13 protein-coding genes are annotated in these 15,876 nt (G+C 62.1%); 6 read left to right on the top strand and 7 right to left on the bottom strand.

Annotated features, from left to right (window positions below; all coding sequences use genetic code 11):
• The first annotated feature begins 353 nt into the window (after window positions 1-353).
• Both HMPREF2927_RS00625 and HMPREF2927_RS00620 read left to right on the top strand, forming a co-directional pair.
• Window positions 354-1,958, top strand: a complete 1,605-nt coding sequence (locus HMPREF2927_RS00625) for a glycerophosphodiester phosphodiesterase (RefSeq protein WP_070684689.1) — start codon at window positions 354-356, stop codon at window positions 1,956-1,958.
• A gap of 419 nt (window positions 1,959-2,377) precedes the next feature.
• Window positions 2,378-4,045, top strand: coding sequence for an NAD-dependent succinate-semialdehyde dehydrogenase (locus HMPREF2927_RS00620; RefSeq protein WP_070684687.1), 1,668 nt, complete (start codon window positions 2,378-2,380; stop codon window positions 4,043-4,045).
• A 172-nt stretch (window positions 4,046-4,217) separates the two neighbouring features.
• Here HMPREF2927_RS00620 and HMPREF2927_RS00615 read toward each other — a convergent pair whose 3' ends face one another.
• Together HMPREF2927_RS00615 and HMPREF2927_RS00610 are read right to left on the bottom strand one after the other, a co-directional pair.
• Window positions 4,218-5,378 carry a sucrase ferredoxin gene (locus HMPREF2927_RS00615; RefSeq protein ID WP_070684685.1) on the bottom strand — a complete coding sequence of 387 codons (1,161 nt, stop codon included), beginning with the start codon at window positions 5,376-5,378 and terminating at the stop codon, window positions 4,218-4,220.
• A 113-nt stretch (window positions 5,379-5,491) separates the two neighbouring features.
• Window positions 5,492-6,115: a TetR/AcrR family transcriptional regulator gene (locus HMPREF2927_RS00610; RefSeq protein WP_070684683.1), complete on the bottom strand. Its 624-nt coding sequence runs from the start codon at window positions 6,113-6,115 to the stop codon at window positions 5,492-5,494.
• Between the two features lie 158 nt (window positions 6,116-6,273).
• On the opposite strand from HMPREF2927_RS00610, the gene HMPREF2927_RS00605 reads away from it, so the two are divergent.
• The gene (locus HMPREF2927_RS00605; protein ID WP_233992306.1) at window positions 6,274-7,491 is read left to right on the top strand and encodes an ABC transporter permease; all 1,218 of its coding nucleotides are present in this window, start codon (window positions 6,274-6,276) and stop codon (window positions 7,489-7,491) included.
• Window positions 7,492-7,623: 132 nt separating this feature from the next.
• On the opposite strand, the gene HMPREF2927_RS00600 is transcribed toward HMPREF2927_RS00605, so the two are convergent.
• A complete protein-coding gene (locus HMPREF2927_RS00600) occupies window positions 7,624-8,451 on the bottom strand; it encodes a UDP pyrophosphate synthase (protein ID WP_070684681.1) in 828 nt (275 codons plus the stop codon).
• A 292-nt stretch (window positions 8,452-8,743) separates the two neighbouring features.
• Here HMPREF2927_RS00600 and HMPREF2927_RS00595 point away from each other — a divergent pair, with 292 nt between their 5' ends.
• The 3 genes from HMPREF2927_RS00595 (at window position 8,744) to HMPREF2927_RS00585 (ending at window position 11,543) form a co-directional block, all read left to right on the top strand.
• The gene (locus HMPREF2927_RS00595; protein WP_005504266.1) at window positions 8,744-9,136 is read left to right on the top strand and encodes an RNA-binding S4 domain-containing protein; all 393 of its coding nucleotides are present in this window, start codon (window positions 8,744-8,746) and stop codon (window positions 9,134-9,136) included.
• 88 nt (window positions 9,137-9,224) lie between these two features.
• Window positions 9,225-10,673, top strand: coding sequence for an MATE family efflux transporter (locus HMPREF2927_RS00590; RefSeq protein WP_083311132.1), 1,449 nt, complete (start codon window positions 9,225-9,227; stop codon window positions 10,671-10,673).
• Between the two features lie 213 nt (window positions 10,674-10,886).
• Complete coding sequence (locus HMPREF2927_RS00585; protein WP_070684679.1) at window positions 10,887-11,543, top strand: NAD(P)H-dependent oxidoreductase; 657 nt, start codon at window positions 10,887-10,889, stop codon at window positions 11,541-11,543.
• 287 nt (window positions 11,544-11,830) lie between these two features.
• On the opposite strand, the gene HMPREF2927_RS00580 is transcribed toward HMPREF2927_RS00585, so the two are convergent.
• The 4 genes from HMPREF2927_RS00580 to HMPREF2927_RS09345 all read right to left on the bottom strand — a co-directional run bounded on the left by HMPREF2927_RS00580 (window position 11,831) and on the right by HMPREF2927_RS09345 (window position 15,617).
• Window positions 11,831-14,350: a heavy metal translocating P-type ATPase gene (locus HMPREF2927_RS00580; protein ID WP_070684677.1), complete on the bottom strand. Its 2,520-nt coding sequence runs from the start codon at window positions 14,348-14,350 to the stop codon at window positions 11,831-11,833.
• 146 nt (window positions 14,351-14,496) lie between these two features.
• Window positions 14,497-14,883 carry a chorismate mutase gene (locus tag HMPREF2927_RS00575; RefSeq protein WP_070684675.1) on the bottom strand — a complete coding sequence of 129 codons (387 nt, stop codon included), beginning with the start codon at window positions 14,881-14,883 and terminating at the stop codon, window positions 14,497-14,499.
• 29 nt (window positions 14,884-14,912) lie between these two features.
• On the bottom strand, window positions 14,913-15,128 hold the full coding sequence (locus HMPREF2927_RS00570; protein ID WP_070684673.1) for a heavy-metal-associated domain-containing protein: 216 nt from the start codon (window positions 15,126-15,128) through the stop codon (window positions 14,913-14,915).
• Between the two features lie 63 nt (window positions 15,129-15,191).
• Entirely contained in the window at window positions 15,192-15,617 is a 426-nt protein-coding gene (locus HMPREF2927_RS09345; RefSeq protein WP_070684671.1) for a metal-sensitive transcriptional regulator, read from the bottom strand.
• Window positions 15,618-15,876: the final 259 nt, after the last annotated feature.

Genomic DNA, 15,876 nt, shown 5'->3' with positions numbered 1-15,876 from the left:
GAAAACCCGCGAAAATACTTAACGCAAAAGGTCGCGTCCTGCAGGCTCAATCGGGCTACAGGCGCGGCTTTTTTCGTTACACGAGAAATTTTTTAACGCCGCATGAAATGCCGCTATTAAAAGCGGCGGAAAAGGAGGAACACATTCACCCGCATTGCACAGCGGGTAAGAATGAGGCGCACATAATACCCTATTTGCTTGTGAACGCAGTGAATCACCGATAAAAAATCGTTATCCTACATAGAAGTTGCAGTTTGAGTTGAGAGAATCCGGACCCTCAGCTATAAACCAAAACTTCAATGACCAACCACACACATTACGCTCAACTCATAAACGAAAAAAGGACCACTACGGTGACTGCATTCCCGAAGATCTCCAAGAATCTGAGCCGCCGCGGCTTCATTGGCGCCTCCACTCTGGCGCCCGCCGCCCTCATGCTCCAGGCAGGCGAAGCCCACGCCGCAGCCAACACCCGCGCACAGCTCGCGGCAGTACACAGCGGCTCCCCCGCACATCAGCTGCTCTACAAGACCGATGAATTCTTCATCGCCCACCGCGGTGCCGGCAACATCAGCCCCGAGCACACCGCCTACGCCTACGCAGAGTCCGTACGCCGCGGCGCCCTCGCCGTCGAAATTTCCGTACGCACCACCAGCGACGGCCAGTTCGTCTGCATGCACGACACCAACATCAAGCGCACCACCGGCGCATCCATGGACGTGCGCGGCCACACCCTCGCCGAACTGCGCCAGCACAAGGTCAACATGCGCAAGAACCTGGGCGAAAAGACCGACCTGTACAACATCCCCACCCTCGAAGAAGCCATCGCAGCCGTTGACGCCGTACCCGCAGGCGGCGAATATGCCTCCGTCGGCGGCAAGAAGGTCGTACTGTTCCTCGAAGCGAAGGACGGCCCCGCACAGGCAGGCCTCGTCAAGTTCATCACCGAACGCGGCCTGCAGCGCCGCACCGTCATCAAGATGTACCGCGACGGCAGCGGCGGCTTCAAGCCCACCTCCCGCTACCTGAAGCTTGCCAACTCCGCAGGCTGCGCCACCTGGTGCTACTTCGACGGTGGCGACCCCATCGACAAGATCTCCGCAATGGCACGCCACGAAAACGTGGACGCCATCGGCGTACCCTACTACGAGAAGCCGACCGGCGCTTCCCAGGGCTCCATGAGCGAAGAGAACGTACGCGCTCTCACCGGCCTCGGCAAGGCAGTCATTGTCTGGGAAATCCACCGCCGCTCCGCCTACGAAAAGTACAAGGCACTGGGCGTGAAGGGCTTCATGTGCCCCGACCCCTACTGGGTAATCGGTGACCCCTTCGACTCCAGCGTCAAGATCAAGACCGGCAAGCGCCCCCACGGCATGCTGCCTGCCGACCCCTCCGTCGCAGCGGACATGCCCGACCTGACCGGCACCGCCATCGTGCACAACCAGCGCTACGACGAATCCGTACTGCTCGGCCCGCTGGCGAACTACACCACCCGCGAAAAGTACACCCTCGACTTCTCCATGAAGTGGACCGGTGCACTGCCGCAGCAGGCGGGCCACTACGGCTACATTGCGTTCGGTCGCGAACACGACGGCCCCTTCGGCATCGGCAAGAAGTTCGCCGCAAACCAGGAAGACGGCACCTACGTGCTCGCCATCCGCCCCAACTACCGCGGTAACTCCGTAGCGCAGATCCTCTGCTTCGAACCCAAGCAGACCAGCCCGCGCGTACTGCACACCATGAAGCTGCGCCAGAAGGTCACCACCGGCCAGGCACTGAACTGCAAGATCGTGCTGAACAAGAACAGCTTCTACTACACGGTCAACGGCCAGTACTCCAGCCCCATCAACCACAGTGCCTACCGCGGTCCGTACGTACACTTCGGCCGCTTCCACGGCACCAACGATGGCGGTCCCCTGGAGCTGACTCGAATCGAAGCACGTCAGTCCTGGATCTGAGAGAACCGGTGGGCCTAGTCCACCTGGGTGCCCGCCTCACCGCTCGCTAAGCGGCGAGAGCACGGGTACCGGGCAGAGCGGATGCAACACCGAGCATCCCTTCCGGGCAACGCCTTCCATAATCCCCAGCTAGGACTCTCGCGCACCGAGCGAGAATCTACCTGAAGAATCCACCTGAAGGGGGTCGTATCCACAGCGGAGGCGACCCCCTTCGGCGTGCCTGCGGTCTTTTGGGTGGGGAGAGGGCGAGCGGGGACGTGTAGGCGCGCGGGGCAGGGGAGAGAGCCGCTGGGTCGGTTCGAGGCACGCAAGGGCGTGTAGGCGCGCGGAGCAGGTTTGAGGGGTAGGGGAGCGTGCAGGACTAGAATTAAAAGCGTCAGAGTCGACCGCACCGGCCGCCCCAACCCGAAAGGCACGCCATGACCACCTCACCCGAAAGCTCCGCCGCCGAGAGTTCCGCTTCCGCAAAGCCCGCCGCGAAATCCGCCCAGCTGCGAGGCCGCACCGAACCGCACATGCAAAGCATCAACATGCCGCAGCGCGAACCCATCGACCCCTACGAGCGGCCCTCCTACCCCTTCTTCTACGTGCCCACCGACCTGCTCATCGGCGGCAGCTGGGTCACCGGTGACAACGGCTCCTTCCCCGTGCACAACCCCTCCTGCGGCCAAATCCTCGCGCACGTTGCCGACGCCAGCGTCGAACAGGGCATCGAAGCCCTCGATGCCGCCTGCGACGCCCGCACCTCATGGGCGGCAACCAGCGCCCGCGAACGCGCCGACATCCTCAACCGCGCCTACACGCTCATGATGCAGCGCACCGAAGTCATCGCCCGGCTCATGACCCTCGAAATGGGCAAGCCCCTCGACCAGTCCCGCGGCGAAGTCGCCTACGCCGCAAACTACCTGCGTTGGTACGCCGAAGAAGCCGCCCGCAACTTCGGCCGCACCGCCGTTGCCCCCGAATCCGGGCTGCAGATCACCACCGTACGCCGCCCCGTCGGCCCCTGCCTGCTGATTACCCCCTGGAACTTCCCGCTCGCCATGGCGGCACGCAAGGTCGCCCCGGCGCTCGCGGCGGGCTGCACCGCGGTGCTTAAGCCCGCCTCCCTGACTCCGCTCAGCTCCCTGTACTTCGCGTCCCTGATGCATGAGGCGGGCCTGCCGGACGGCGTGCTGAATGTGGTGACTACCTCCCGCACCGGCGAGGTTGTCTCGGCGCTGATGGCTGATGAGCGCCTGCGGAAGGTCTCGTTCACCGGCTCCACCGCCGTGGGCCGCACCCTGCTCGCGCAGGCCTCGCAGAACGTTCTGCGCACCTCCATGGAGCTGGGCGGTAACGCACCGTTCATCGTCTTTGAGGACGCGGACATCCCCGCCGCCGTGGAGGGCGCCTACGCAGCGAAGATGAGGAACATGGGCGAGGCGTGTACCGCCGCCAACCGATTCATTGTGCACGAGGACATTGCTGAAGAGTTCACCCGCGCCTTCGTGGAGCGCATGGAGGCGACCGTCGTGGGTGACGGAGCCATCGACGGAACCGAATGCGGCCCGCTAATTCAACCTTCAGCGGTTGAATCCATGCTTTTTATGGTCGAAGACGCCCTGGGCAAGGGTGCGCTCCTCGCCTGCGGCGGGTACATTCCCGAGCTTGAGGAGAACGTTCCGAGCGATACCGGCGGCATGCCCAGGAACCTCAACAAGGGCAACTTCATTCGCCCCACCGTGGTGACCGGCGTGACCGATTCGATGCGCGTGTGGCGTGAGGAAATCTTCGGCCCCGTCGCCCCGATTGCCACGTTCAGCGGCTACGGCGAGGAGGGCGAACGCACCGCCCTGAAGCTCGCCAACGACACCGAGTACGGCCTGGCGGCGTATGTGTACACGAGCAACCACCCGCGCTTTACGCGCATGGCTGCTGGGCTGGAATTCGGCCTGATCGGTTACAACTCCGGCGTGATCTCGAACGCGGCGGCACCCTTCGGTGGCGTGAAGCAGTCCGGCATGGGCCGCGAGGGCGGCCCCGAGGGACTGGAGGAGTACACCGAGCTGCAGTACATCGGCACGCCGAACCCGTTCGCCGGATAAGCCAGTTTGCCGGGGGCGGCGAGATGTCAGCTACGCCGAACCCTGGATATGTCGAACCCTGAATACGGCGAAGCCTCGGCGGGTACCCGAGAAGGTGCCCGCCGGGGCTTTACGCTGTCTACATCATGCGCGGGTGCTAGAGCTGGGGCAGGGGTTATAGCTGGCACAGGGTTTATATCTGATGCAGCGCGAGCAGCTCGCGGCTGAAAGCATCTGCGGGACCCTTGCCGCACGAGTTGGGGCGCGGCTCAAGGGTGACCCGCTCGAAGAAGGTGACCCAGGTGCGTCCGTCGGTGTGGGAGGTGAGTGCCGCCTCCATGGTGGGGTGCTCGGAGAAATCTTTAGGCGAGAACGCCGCAAAAAATTCAGGGGAGAACTCAGTGCTTGTCTCAACGTTCACATCGATGCCCGCCTCGCGGAGCGCAATGAATGCCTCCCGCCCCGATGTTTCACGTGAAACCAAACCTCCAGAGGTTACTTCTTCGCCCTTTTTCTCCAGCTCGAGGCGTACGGCAACCTCCGCCGCCTGCTCCACTGGAGTATCCGTGCTGCGGCCTCGCAGGCCGTGCAGCGACGGAATGGAGCGACCCGCCAGTGACAGGTACGCCGCCAGTGCCGAAGGCTCCGAGAGGCGACCGTAGGTGTAGCCGGTGGGCAGCATAATGCCGACCGGGGCAAAGCGGTGACCGCCCGTATGCGAGCACTCCCAGACCGCGTTTGCCGGCAGGATATCCGCCAGGTGCGCCGCAATGGGGCGACCGCGCAGGGCACAGCAGCGGTCACGCTTGGAGTGGGTGCACACGAGAATGGCGGGGGAATCAATGAGCTCCGCGCCGGTCACCTGAATCAACTCCTGGGGGTTGCCCAGGGGTAGGTCGAGGAGCTGCTCGGGGGTGCTCACGCTGAACGAGTAGAGCTTCTCTTCACCCGGGGTGCAGAGCGCGTAGAGCACCCGGTGGGTCGGGTTGCCGGATGCATCCGGCGCACCGTGCAGCACGCGGCCCGCCCTGCCCGTCTGGCGGATCAGCAGGAACTTCAGCCCCGCCTGCGAGACTGCCTCACCCAACGCCTCCGAAAGCTCCTCGCCGAGGGCGGAGCCGTCCAGCACGTCGCGGCCCCACTGGCCCACGTGCTCGAGAGCCAGCCAAGCGGTGGCGCGTCCGGCGGTGCCGCCGAGAGCCTCGTCGTCGTAGAGGGAGCAGGAATCCGTCGGGATGCTCGTGGCGCGGGTGCGTGAAGAGAGCTCATCGGCGTGTGCGGCACGCAGGTTGTTCAGCTCGGTGGGGTTGGTGGCGCGCGGCTCGGGGGTTGCGGGGGTGCAGGATTCAGTCATGGTTCCTTGATTCTACGCCTGCAGGATGTGAATGACCTATGTTGCCCCTGTATGGTCTAAATGCTGAAAAACAACCGCTCAAGGGTGATTTTTGGGGACTAGCGGGCGGTCAACTACTCAGGAAGAAGTGCTGAGGCGACGCGGTAGAGGCGGTCCTTTTCCTTGGGGGTGCCGAAGAAGGAGCGGAGCATGTACCCCTGGAAGACCATCATGAAGGCGTCTGCAGTGTCGCGGGCGTAGTCGGCGATGAGCGCCTCCTGTTCGGGGGTGCGCTGCACTGAATTGGGGTTGATTTCGTGTAGAACGCTGAGCTGTTCGGCTGCCCAGGGGGTGAGGGTCTTTACGATGATGCCCTGCAATAGAGGCATGGTGTCTGCGGTTGCCCTGGCGATTTCGGGTGCGTGGAGCGATTTGGCGCGGATGCGCAGCATGGCGGAGAAATTGTCGTTTACCAGCTGGTTCGTGTGGATGGTTTCGAGAATATCCTGGGGGCCTGCGCCTTCGGGGAGTGTTTCGTAGAGCTCCTTGACGTTGTTGAGGCGCTCGTTGATGGCGGTGATGAGGATGTCTTCTTTGCCGGAGAAGTGCGAGTAGATGGACCCGGAGGACAGTCCGGAGGCTTTGATGATGTCGCTCATGGAGGTGTTGGTGTAGCCCTTTTCGAGGAAGCAGCTAATGGCGGCTTCGATGATTTGGGCTCGGCGTGCGGCTTTGGTGGCGTCTGTTAGTCGGGGCATGGTTCCAGTCTAGGGGGTGGGGCTAAAGAACGCGTAAACACAACACTGATTCTTTTTGTGACTTTACAAACAAAATATCTATTTTGTTTGCACTCGGTAAAAATCGAGAGTAGAGTTCTGACTCGTAAACGAAATAAGCATTTTGTTTGGAGATTGTCATGAACAACGAAACCGCCACCGCAGTCACCGCAGAAGCAGTGACCGCCGCAGCCACCCAAGCTGCCGCATCCCAGAAGATCGCGGCAAAGAGCATTGCAGAAACAAGCACGCAAGAAACCACCGACCGTTCCTCCTGGCTCAAGGTCATCACCACCTCCGTACTATCATCCTTGGTGGTAGCACTCATCGTCCTAGCTTTCACCTGGCCCACCAAGACCATGGAAGCAAAGAACCTGCCCGTCTCTATCGCAGGCCCCGAGGTGACCGTCAGTCAGTTTGAACAGTCCCTCAAAGACCAAGGTATTGAAACCTTCGACTTGAAGCAGGCATCCTCCCGCAAAGAGGCTGAACAGCAAATCAAGCAGCGCGAAACCTACGGCGCAATCATCTTCACCGAAGGCGCCGCCCCCGAAGTGCTGACCGCACCAGCCGCAAACGCCGCAGCAACCCAGATGCTCAACGGTGTTGCCACCCAGCTGAACGCGCAGATTCAGCAGAAGGCACTCGCCGCTAAGACGGAAGCCCTCACCCAGGCGGTGCAGACGGGCGGTGAACAGGGTGCGCAGGCCGCCGCCCAGCTGGAGCAGATGAAGGTGCAGGCCGAGCAGGCATCCGCAATGGCGGTGAAGACCACCGTCGTGGTACCCCTGAGTGAGAATGACTCCTCCGGTTCCGGTATCGCTATCTCCGCATTTCCGCTGGTCATTGGCGGTATTCTCGGCGGTTCCTTCTCCGTACTGCGCGTGAACGGCACCTGGCGCCGCTTCGCCACCGCAACCCTGTACTCCGTCATCGGTGGTGCACTGACCGCCCTGATTCTGAACGTCTGGTTCGGCATCATCCCCGGCGACTTCGCAACCCTGTGGGCTGCGTTCGGCGCTACCTACCTGGCGACCGCCTTCTTCATTGTGGGTGTGGGTGCACTGTCTTCGCCGCTGATTGGTCTCGCAGTAGGCGCGGTCATCACCATGTTCATTGGTAACCCGATTTCGGGCGCAAGTATGCCGAGCGTGTTCCTGCCCGGTGTGTGGGGGCAGATTGGTCAGATGTTGGTGCCGGGTGCCTCCTCGACTCTGCTGCGTTCGATTGCGTACTTCCCGGAGGTTGCAACGAGTGACCAGTGGCTGGTGCTTGGTTCCTGGATTGCGTTCGGTCTGCTGACCGGCGTGATTGGCTGGGCTCTCAAGGAGCGCCGCACCGCAACGGTGGAGGCATAACCACCGCGGGTTGGATAACCGGCGCAACGTAGCCGGCACAATATGGCCGGTGCAACGTATGAAGGGTGTGTGCCGTGTTCACTGAACACGGCACACACCCTTTTCTGTCGGCCAACCGGCTGTTATTCGCTGTTATTGGTTGTCGAGGACGTACTGCTTGAACTGCTCGTCCCGGCGCTTGAATTCTTTAAGCTCATTCTCCAGGGCTGCCTGGTTCTTGTCGACGAGCGGTTTCTGGTACTGCGCCTCCAGGTCGTAGAGCTTCTGTGAACGGCCTACATCCTGATTGCACTGCGCCTGGATGACGGCGATTCGAATTTCCTCTTCTGAGGGGGTGGTGCTCTGAGGAATATTCTTTTCTTCCTTGACGGTCATCTCACTATCGGGGGTGAGGCCTTTATCCTTGACGCATCGCTTCCATTCGTCGTCGAGGGACTTTTTGAGCTGTCTATCCCCAGCGGCGTTTCGAACGTCGTTCTCCACACGCCTATACGTGGCGGAGCCGAATGGTATCTCTCCAATTTGCTTCATCTCATCGCTGGCTCGCTGATAGCATTCGGTGCTGACATCCTTCCCGGGGTCGGATGAGGGTGCAGGGGCGGAGAGGTCCAGCGTATTCGATTCATTGGGCTCGTGGAGGCCGTATTTTTGGGCGTACTCAACGTTCCAGATTCCGTAGGTCCTACCGAAGTTCCTGCCGGCCCCCTCGGTGCGGACAAACATCTTGTAGTGCTGCCCGTGTTCGGCAAAGCACTTTTTACGGGCGAGCTCAAGGGCTTTGGTGTAGTATTCGTCCTTGCCGGTGGTGTCGTATGCGTCCAAGGGTAGAATCACCCGATCATTTTCTACGTCGAAAATCGCGCGGGCGCTTTCATCTTTCTCCAACGTGGGACCGAAGGAGCAAGAGGACAGCATGGTGCTGATGAGGGCAGCCGCCAGGAGCTTTTTCAAAGCTGACATGGTGTATATCCAATCTGTTACGGGGAGCCCGTGGCGTCGCGGCCACAACCCCCCCCGTAGACCACGCGAACTAGGTGGCCTTGAGAACACTTCTTGAGAAGGTGACTTAACAATACCCCTAGTGGATGCGGGTTTGTGCTCAATAGGCTGGTGCGTGCAGCAGAAAATTTTCTGCCGCATGGCAGGTTTGGTGCCGGTTGCGGATTTGCCTGGTGAGATTACGGTGAGATTGCGCAGGATAGGTGGGCGCACCTGATTTGGTGCCCCGCCCGCCTCGCGCCACAATGAACACATGACCGCAGAAGACACCAACGCACTAACCAGCGCCAGGCTCGACCTCTGGCTCTGGTCAGTGCGCATCTTTAAAACCCGCTCCCTCGCCGCCGACGAATGCAAAGGCGGCCACGTACGCGTCAACGACGCCCCCGCCAAACCCTCCCAAAAACTCAAAAAAGGCGACATCGTCAAGGTCCGCTACCCCGGCTGGGAACGCGTCTTCAAAGTCGAAAAACTCCTCGTCAAACGCGTAGGCGCGCCCATTGCCGTCACCTGCTACGAAGACCTCTCCGGCCCGCGCCCCGCCTACCTCTCCATGCCGCCGGTCGCCAAACGCGAACGAGGCAGCGGCCGCCCCACCAAGAAGGAACGCCGCGCCCTCGACGAACTACGCGGCCGAGGCGCCTAACAGCGCCCGTCTCGCACGCCCATCTCGTAGAGTGCACCCCGCCCCGCGCGCAGGCACCCGCCGCGGCGGCGGGGAGTAGCCTAGAAGGATGAGCACACAGAAGCACCTTATGGCTGAATCCAGTAGTACCGAACCCGGCGGCACCGAACCCGGTAGCACTGCGCCCGGCGCGCCCGTGAAGAATACTGCCGAGCCTTCGCTGAACCGACGCATCCTCGCCCTCGCCGTACCCGCCTTCGGTGCGCTCATCGCCGAACCCATCTTCGTGCTCACCGACTCCGCCCTCATCGGCCAACTCGGCAAAGCAGAACTCGCGGGCATGAGCATCGCCGCCACGCTCGTCACCACGGTCGTGGGTCTCATGAACTTTCTAGCCTACTCCGTTACGCCCGCCGTGGCGCGCGCCTTCGGCGAGAAGAACCTGCGCCGCGCCTGGCAGATCGGTGTGGACGGCGTGTGGGTCGCCTTCGGCCTCGGCATGCTCCTCATGATCGCTGGATACGCCTTCGCCGACCCGCTGCTACGCGGCCTCGGCGCGACCGACGAAACCATCAGCTACGCCCTCGACTACCTGCACCACTCGCTCTGGGGCATCCCGCCGATGATGATTATCCTCGCGCAGGTCGGCACGCTCCGCGGGCTGCAAGACACCGTCACCCCGCTCAAAGTCGCCACGGTCGGCACGCTCGTGAACATTGTGCTGAACTGGCTGCTCATCTACCCGGTCGGCTGGGGCGTTGCCGGTTCGGCGACCGGCACCTCCCTCACCCAGTGGGGCATGGCTGCCGCCCTCGGCGTGGTCATGATGCGCGGCACCCGCGAGCACGCCGTCCGCTGGGCACCCGACGTAGCCGGCATGCGCTCGGTGCTCTCGCTCGGCTCCTGGCTCATGCTGCGCACCCTATCCATGCGCATCGCCTCCCTGCTGACCGTGTTCGTTGTGGCGCGATTCGGCACCGAACACACCGCCGCCTACCAGCTCGGCATGGGCGTGTTTAACCTCTTCCTCTACGCCCTGGACTCCCTCGCCATCGCCGCCCAGGCGCTACTCGGCAAAGAACTCGGCGAACGCGACCTGAACGTAGAATCCGAGCGCGTGAAGGTGCGTCAGCTGAAAAACCGGCTGCTGCGCATGAGCCTCATCTACGGCGTTATTACCGGCCTGATCTGCCCTCTCATCGGCTTCTTCGGTTCCTGGCTGTTCACTAAGGATGCGCAGGTGGCGTTCCTCTTCACCATCGCCACCGTCATCATCGCCCTCGGCCAGCCCATCGCCGCCTACGTGTTCACCCTGGACGGCATCCTCATGGGCGCGCAGGACGTGAAATACCTGGCGATTGGCTGCTTCATCATGCTGGTTATGTACGTGCCGGTCATGCTCGGCCTGCACTGGGCTGTTGGCGCCGGTGCCATGGATGCGCTCGCCGGGTATTGCGGCTTGTGGGCGGCGTATATTCTGTACTTCCAGGGAATCCGCGCGGTCATTTTCGGCCGCCGCGCCCGCTCGGATGTGTGGATGAAAGCCGGTGCCGAGTAGGGGCATCATAGGAGGTGCTGGGCAGGTGCGCTCTGGGCGCCTTGGGTACCAGCCCACCGGCTTCGTACACCCTGTAATACGACACCGGCAATACGGTCCCGCCGCTCGCGGGCGTATTTCCTGCGGGCGTAACTAATCACATTTTCCGCCGCCCGCACCCTCCGCGGGTGTAGCATGACAGGGTATTGAAACCCTCATGCAAAGGATGAAACCGTGACCGTAACCCGCGAAGAAGCCCTCGAAATTTTCGCCCGCCGCCGCGCAACCCGCGCCTACGACCCCGACCGCCGTATCAGCGACGAAGACTTCGCCGCAATCCTCGAATTTGCGCGCCTGTCGCCCAGCTCTGTCGGCACCGAGCCGTGGAAGTTCCTGGTCATCCAGGACCCCGAACTGCGCGAAAAGCTCAAGCCGATCGCCTGGGGCATGGCGGGCGCCCTCGACGACGCAAGCCACCTGGTCGTACTGCTGGCGAAGAAGGGCCTGCGCTACGACACCCCGTGGATGCGCCGCACCCTCGAAAGCCGCAATCTCACCGAGGATCAGATGGAGGCCGCACTCGAACGCTACGGTAACTTCCAGAAGAACGACATGAAGGTCCTGGAAAGCGACCGCGCGCTCTTCGACTGGGCATCCAAGCAGACCTACATCGCCCTGGGCAACATGATGACCGGCGCCGCAATGCTCGGCATCGACTCCTGCCCCATTGAGGGTATGAACTACGAGGCAGTGAACGAGCTGCTCACTTCTGCCGGCCTGTTCGACCCGGAGGAGTACGGCGTGTCCGTTGCTGTGACCTTCGGTTACCGTGCCCGCGAGATTGCCCCGAAGAGCCGCCGCTCCATCGAGGACCTGGTGACCTGGGCCTAAGGTTCTGCCCGGTTCTCGGCGAGGTTTTGCCGGGCTGCTGAGCTCGTGCTGTTGAGCTCGGGCTTTCGGGCGAGGCGTTTGAGCCAGGCTTTTGAGCTCGTTGTTCAAGCTAGGCGTTCAAGCCGCCGCCCGTGAAAACTGAATATAAAGAAATGCACCGCCTTTACACGGGCGGTGCATTTCTTTATATCTTTTACCGTGCGAAAAGCACGGCGAGATATGCTTTTGAATTTTTCGTTCAGGCTATTTCAATAGCTAATGTTTGGGCAATTTCGCGTTATGTTTCGCTACTTCCTAAACGCCGTCAGACGCATAGAATTCAGCACCACAAACACCGAACTAAACGCCATTGCCGCACCCGCAATCATCGGGTTCAGCAGGCCCGCCACGGCGACCGGAATAGCCACCGTATTGTAGGCGAACGCCCAGAATAGGTTCGACTTAATGGTGCGCAGCGTAGCGCGGGAGAGGCGCAGCGCCGTCACCACCGAGGCAATATCCGAGCGGGTCAGCACAATATCGGCAGCCTCCGCGGCAACGTCCGTGCCCGAACCCATCGCAATGCCCAGCTCCGCAAGAGCCAGCGCCGGGGCGTCATTCACGCCGTCGCCGACCATCGCCACGCGGTGACCGGCGGCCTGCAACTTCTCAACCACCTGCGACTTACCCTCCGGGGTCACGCCGGCGTACACGTTCTCAGCCGAAATGCCGACCTGCGAGGCGACCGCCTGCGCAACCTGCGGGGCGTCACCGGTGAGCAGGATCGGCTCCAGGCCGAGCTCACGCAGCTGTGCCATGGTCTCTGCAGCCTCCGGCTTGGGGGTGTCGGCAACCGAAATCATGCCGACCGGCTGCAGAGAGGAGGTGGTGTTCGGGGCCTCATCAGGTGCCTCACCGCGGGCAACCACCACGGTCGTCAGACCCGCCCGGCGAGCCTGATCCAGCAGAGCCAACTGACCCTCACTCAGCTGCGCACCTGCCGCCTGCAGGTACTCGGGAGTACCCACAACAACCAGTCGGGAGGCGCCATTCTCGGTGCTTTCCTTGGCACCGTCACCCGCGCCGCTCAGCACGCCGCGCACGCCTCCGGGAACACCCTCAAAGCCGCTCACACTCGGCGCCGAAGCACCCTCAGCCAGCACACCCTGCTCACGGGCAAAACCGGCAATCGCGCGGGCAATCGGGTGCTCACTCAGCGCCTCCACGGCGGCGGCATCACGCAGAACAGACAGGGAACGCTCATTCTTGGAATCTGCGGATTCCGGCGAAATACCGGCAAAGTCACCCGCCGACTCATAGTCGTCAAAAGTGCCGTAGAACGCCACAGACATCTCACCAGTCGTCACGGTACCGGTCTTATCCAGAACCACACGATCAACCGTGCTCGTCGCCTCCAGCACCTGCGCATTACGAATCAAAATGCCCAACTGCCAGCCGCGACCCGTACCCGCCAGCAGCGCCGTCGGAGTCGCCAAACCCAAGGCGCACGGGCACGCCACCACCAGCACCGACACCGCCGCATTAAACGCCGCAGCACCATCACCAGACACCAGCCACCAACCGACCAGAGTCAGCGCCGAAATCGCCAAAATCACCGGCACAAACACTGCAGAAACACGGTCTGCCAGACGAGCAATCGGAGCCTTCGTCTCCTGCGCGCTCGCCACCAGCTCACCCATCTTCGCCAGAGTCGTCTCAGCGCCCACGCGGGTCGCACGCACCGTCAACGAACCAGACGTATTCACCGTCGCACCCGTGACCGCATCACCCGGATGCACCTCAACCGGCACGGACTCGCCGGTCAGCAGGGACGCATCCACCGCGGAGGTACCCTCGACCACCACGCCGTCCGTGGCAATCTTCTCGCCCGGGCGCACCAGGAACAGGTCATCCGGCATGAGGTCCTCCACCGGAACCTGCACCTGCTTGGTCACGCCCTGCTTATCGGTGCGCAGCAGGGTCGCCTCCTTCGCGCCCATGCTCAGCAGGGTGCGCAGCGCATCCGAGGAGCGGTGGCGGGTGCGGTGCTCAATTGCGCGGCCAATCAGCAGGAACAGCGTCACCATGGACGCCGAATCGAAGTACAGCGGCGCATGGTGGCCGGTAAACATCGACCAGAAGCTGCCGCCCGCATGGTGCACGTGCGCCGTCAACGCCGGGTTCATGAGCAGCTGCGCCAGCGAATAGAAGTACGCCACGACCACGCCGAGGGACACGAGCGTATCCATCGTGGAGGAGCCGTGACGGGCATTGATGAGCGCGGCGCGGTGGAACGGCGCGGCGCACCAGAACGCGACCGGCGCGGTCAGAATCGCCACGACCCAGCCCCAGTTCGGGAACTGGAACGCCGGGAACATGGAAATCAGGAAGATGGGCACACCCAAAATCGCCGCATAAATAATGCGGTCAGTGAAGCCGCCGTTCATGCTCGGGGTGCTGTGCTGGTTGCCGCCGCCGGATGCGCTCGCGTTCGTTCCAGCGCCCGCGCGTGGCCCGTTCTTGAGGTGCGCCGTGTAGCCGGCATTGTTGATGGTCTCAACGATCTGTTCGTCGCTCACACCATCGGGCACGATGACGCGCGCCGACTCCAGCGGCAGGTTCACCGCCGGGTCAACGCCGGGGATTTTGCGGAGCTTACGCTCCACACGACCCACACAGGATGCACAGGTCATACCCTGAATATTCACGTGGATGATTCGGGTTGACTCCGTTGATTTTACGGTCGTTCCGGTGGAATTAAAAAGAGAGCGCTCACTCTGTAATGAGGGCTCACGGGTGGTTGGTGAAGGCTGTGTAGAAGACACAATATTTCCTCAAAACTCAAAAACGGGAGGGTAGAAAAAAGCACGCACCAAGCCGGGGGAGGGGCCCCGAAGGACCCCGCCCCGGACGGTGTATGGTGCAGTATTAGGACGCGGCGTCGAGAGCGCGCGAGGGTGAAAGCTGCGGCGGCTCAGTGGTCGCCGGGCAACCCATCCGGCCTGCTCGTGCGTGGGCGAATACCGGTCACCTTCGCGCCACGATCAGACACGCCGTAGGCACGTTTCACGGCAGCCCGCGGGAACGGCGAAGCATTCGCCTTCTCACGCGCCTTCACGCCCTGCTCGTGCTCGGCGGAACGTTTATTCGCGCTCGTGCCGCTACGTCGTGCCGCACCGGGCGCATCCTCACGCGCCGTATATTCGGGGCTCTGCTTCACCCACGAATCGACCAGCATCGCATCCAGATTCATCTGCCTGGCCACATGGGTGATCGCGTCGCGCAGGTGCATATTTTCGGTGCCGACAAGGGTGCGGACCGCGCCAACAACCATCGCAATGTACTGCGGAGGGTAAGCCATGATGACTCCTAATCGAGCCGACTGCCGCGCTAGACAGCGGGGGTGAAGCCAGCCTCTACGATAGCGTCTGCGACAGCCTGAGTGTTGAGGGTGCCCTCGTGCTCAATGGTCACGGTGGAGACACCGTCCTTGACGACGTCCACGGTCACGCCGGTCACGCCGGGAACTTCGCGGACCTCTTCGCTGACGCTCATAGCGCAGTGGTTGCAGGTCAGGCCGGTTGCCTTAACGGTGGTGGTGCTCATGATGATTTCCTTTCGGTAATGGGTTGAAAACTTGGGGCCGCCCGGTGTTTAGGTATGGGGCGTTTAGCTGCGCATGAGGCGGGAGATCGCGGCGGTTGCCTCTTTGACCTTGGCCTCTGCGATGGTCGGGTCGCCTGTGCGTTCGGATTCGACGGCGGCGCCGGTCACGCAGTGGCCGATGTGCTCTTCGAGCAGGTTCAGGGAGACGGCGTGGAGCGCCTTGGAGACCGCGGCAACCTGGGTGAGGATGTCGATGCAGTACTTGTCTTCGTCGACCATGCGGGCGATGCCGCGGACCTGCCCTTCGATGCGGCGCAGGCGCTTGAGGTGCGCCTCTTTGTTGGAGGCGTAACCGTACTGGGTTTCGGGCGCCTCGCCGCCGCAGCATGCGCTGGTGTGTGCCTTGGTGGGGTCCTCAGTGGGGGCTCCGGATGCGGTGCTGACCTGGGTGGATGTGCTGTGGCAGCACTGGTTGCTAGTGGTTTCCATGGCTTAAGTGTATACCCTAGGGGGGTATACCGCAAGGGGTGTTACGAGTTGTTACGCGGTGAGGGTTTTCATGCCGAGACTTTTTACGCCGAAAATTTTCGCTATGGGGCTGTAACCCGTGCAGAATTTGTGCCATGGTTTAGCGTCTTCTGCCATGGCTTTTAACTACGACCAAAGACACTAACCTATCGAAAGTTCCCCCGACCCTCCCCTATGAACGGCGAAAAGCCACATGTGTTTCGAGAAGCCACCAAAGAAG

The organism is Rothia sp. HMSC061E04 (assembly GCF_001813685.1).
GTDB classification, from domain to species: Bacteria; Actinomycetota; Actinomycetes; order Actinomycetales; family Micrococcaceae; genus Rothia; species Rothia mucilaginosa.
The sequence above is the reverse complement of the archived record's forward strand: the minus strand, read 5'-3'. Positions and strand labels throughout refer to the sequence as shown.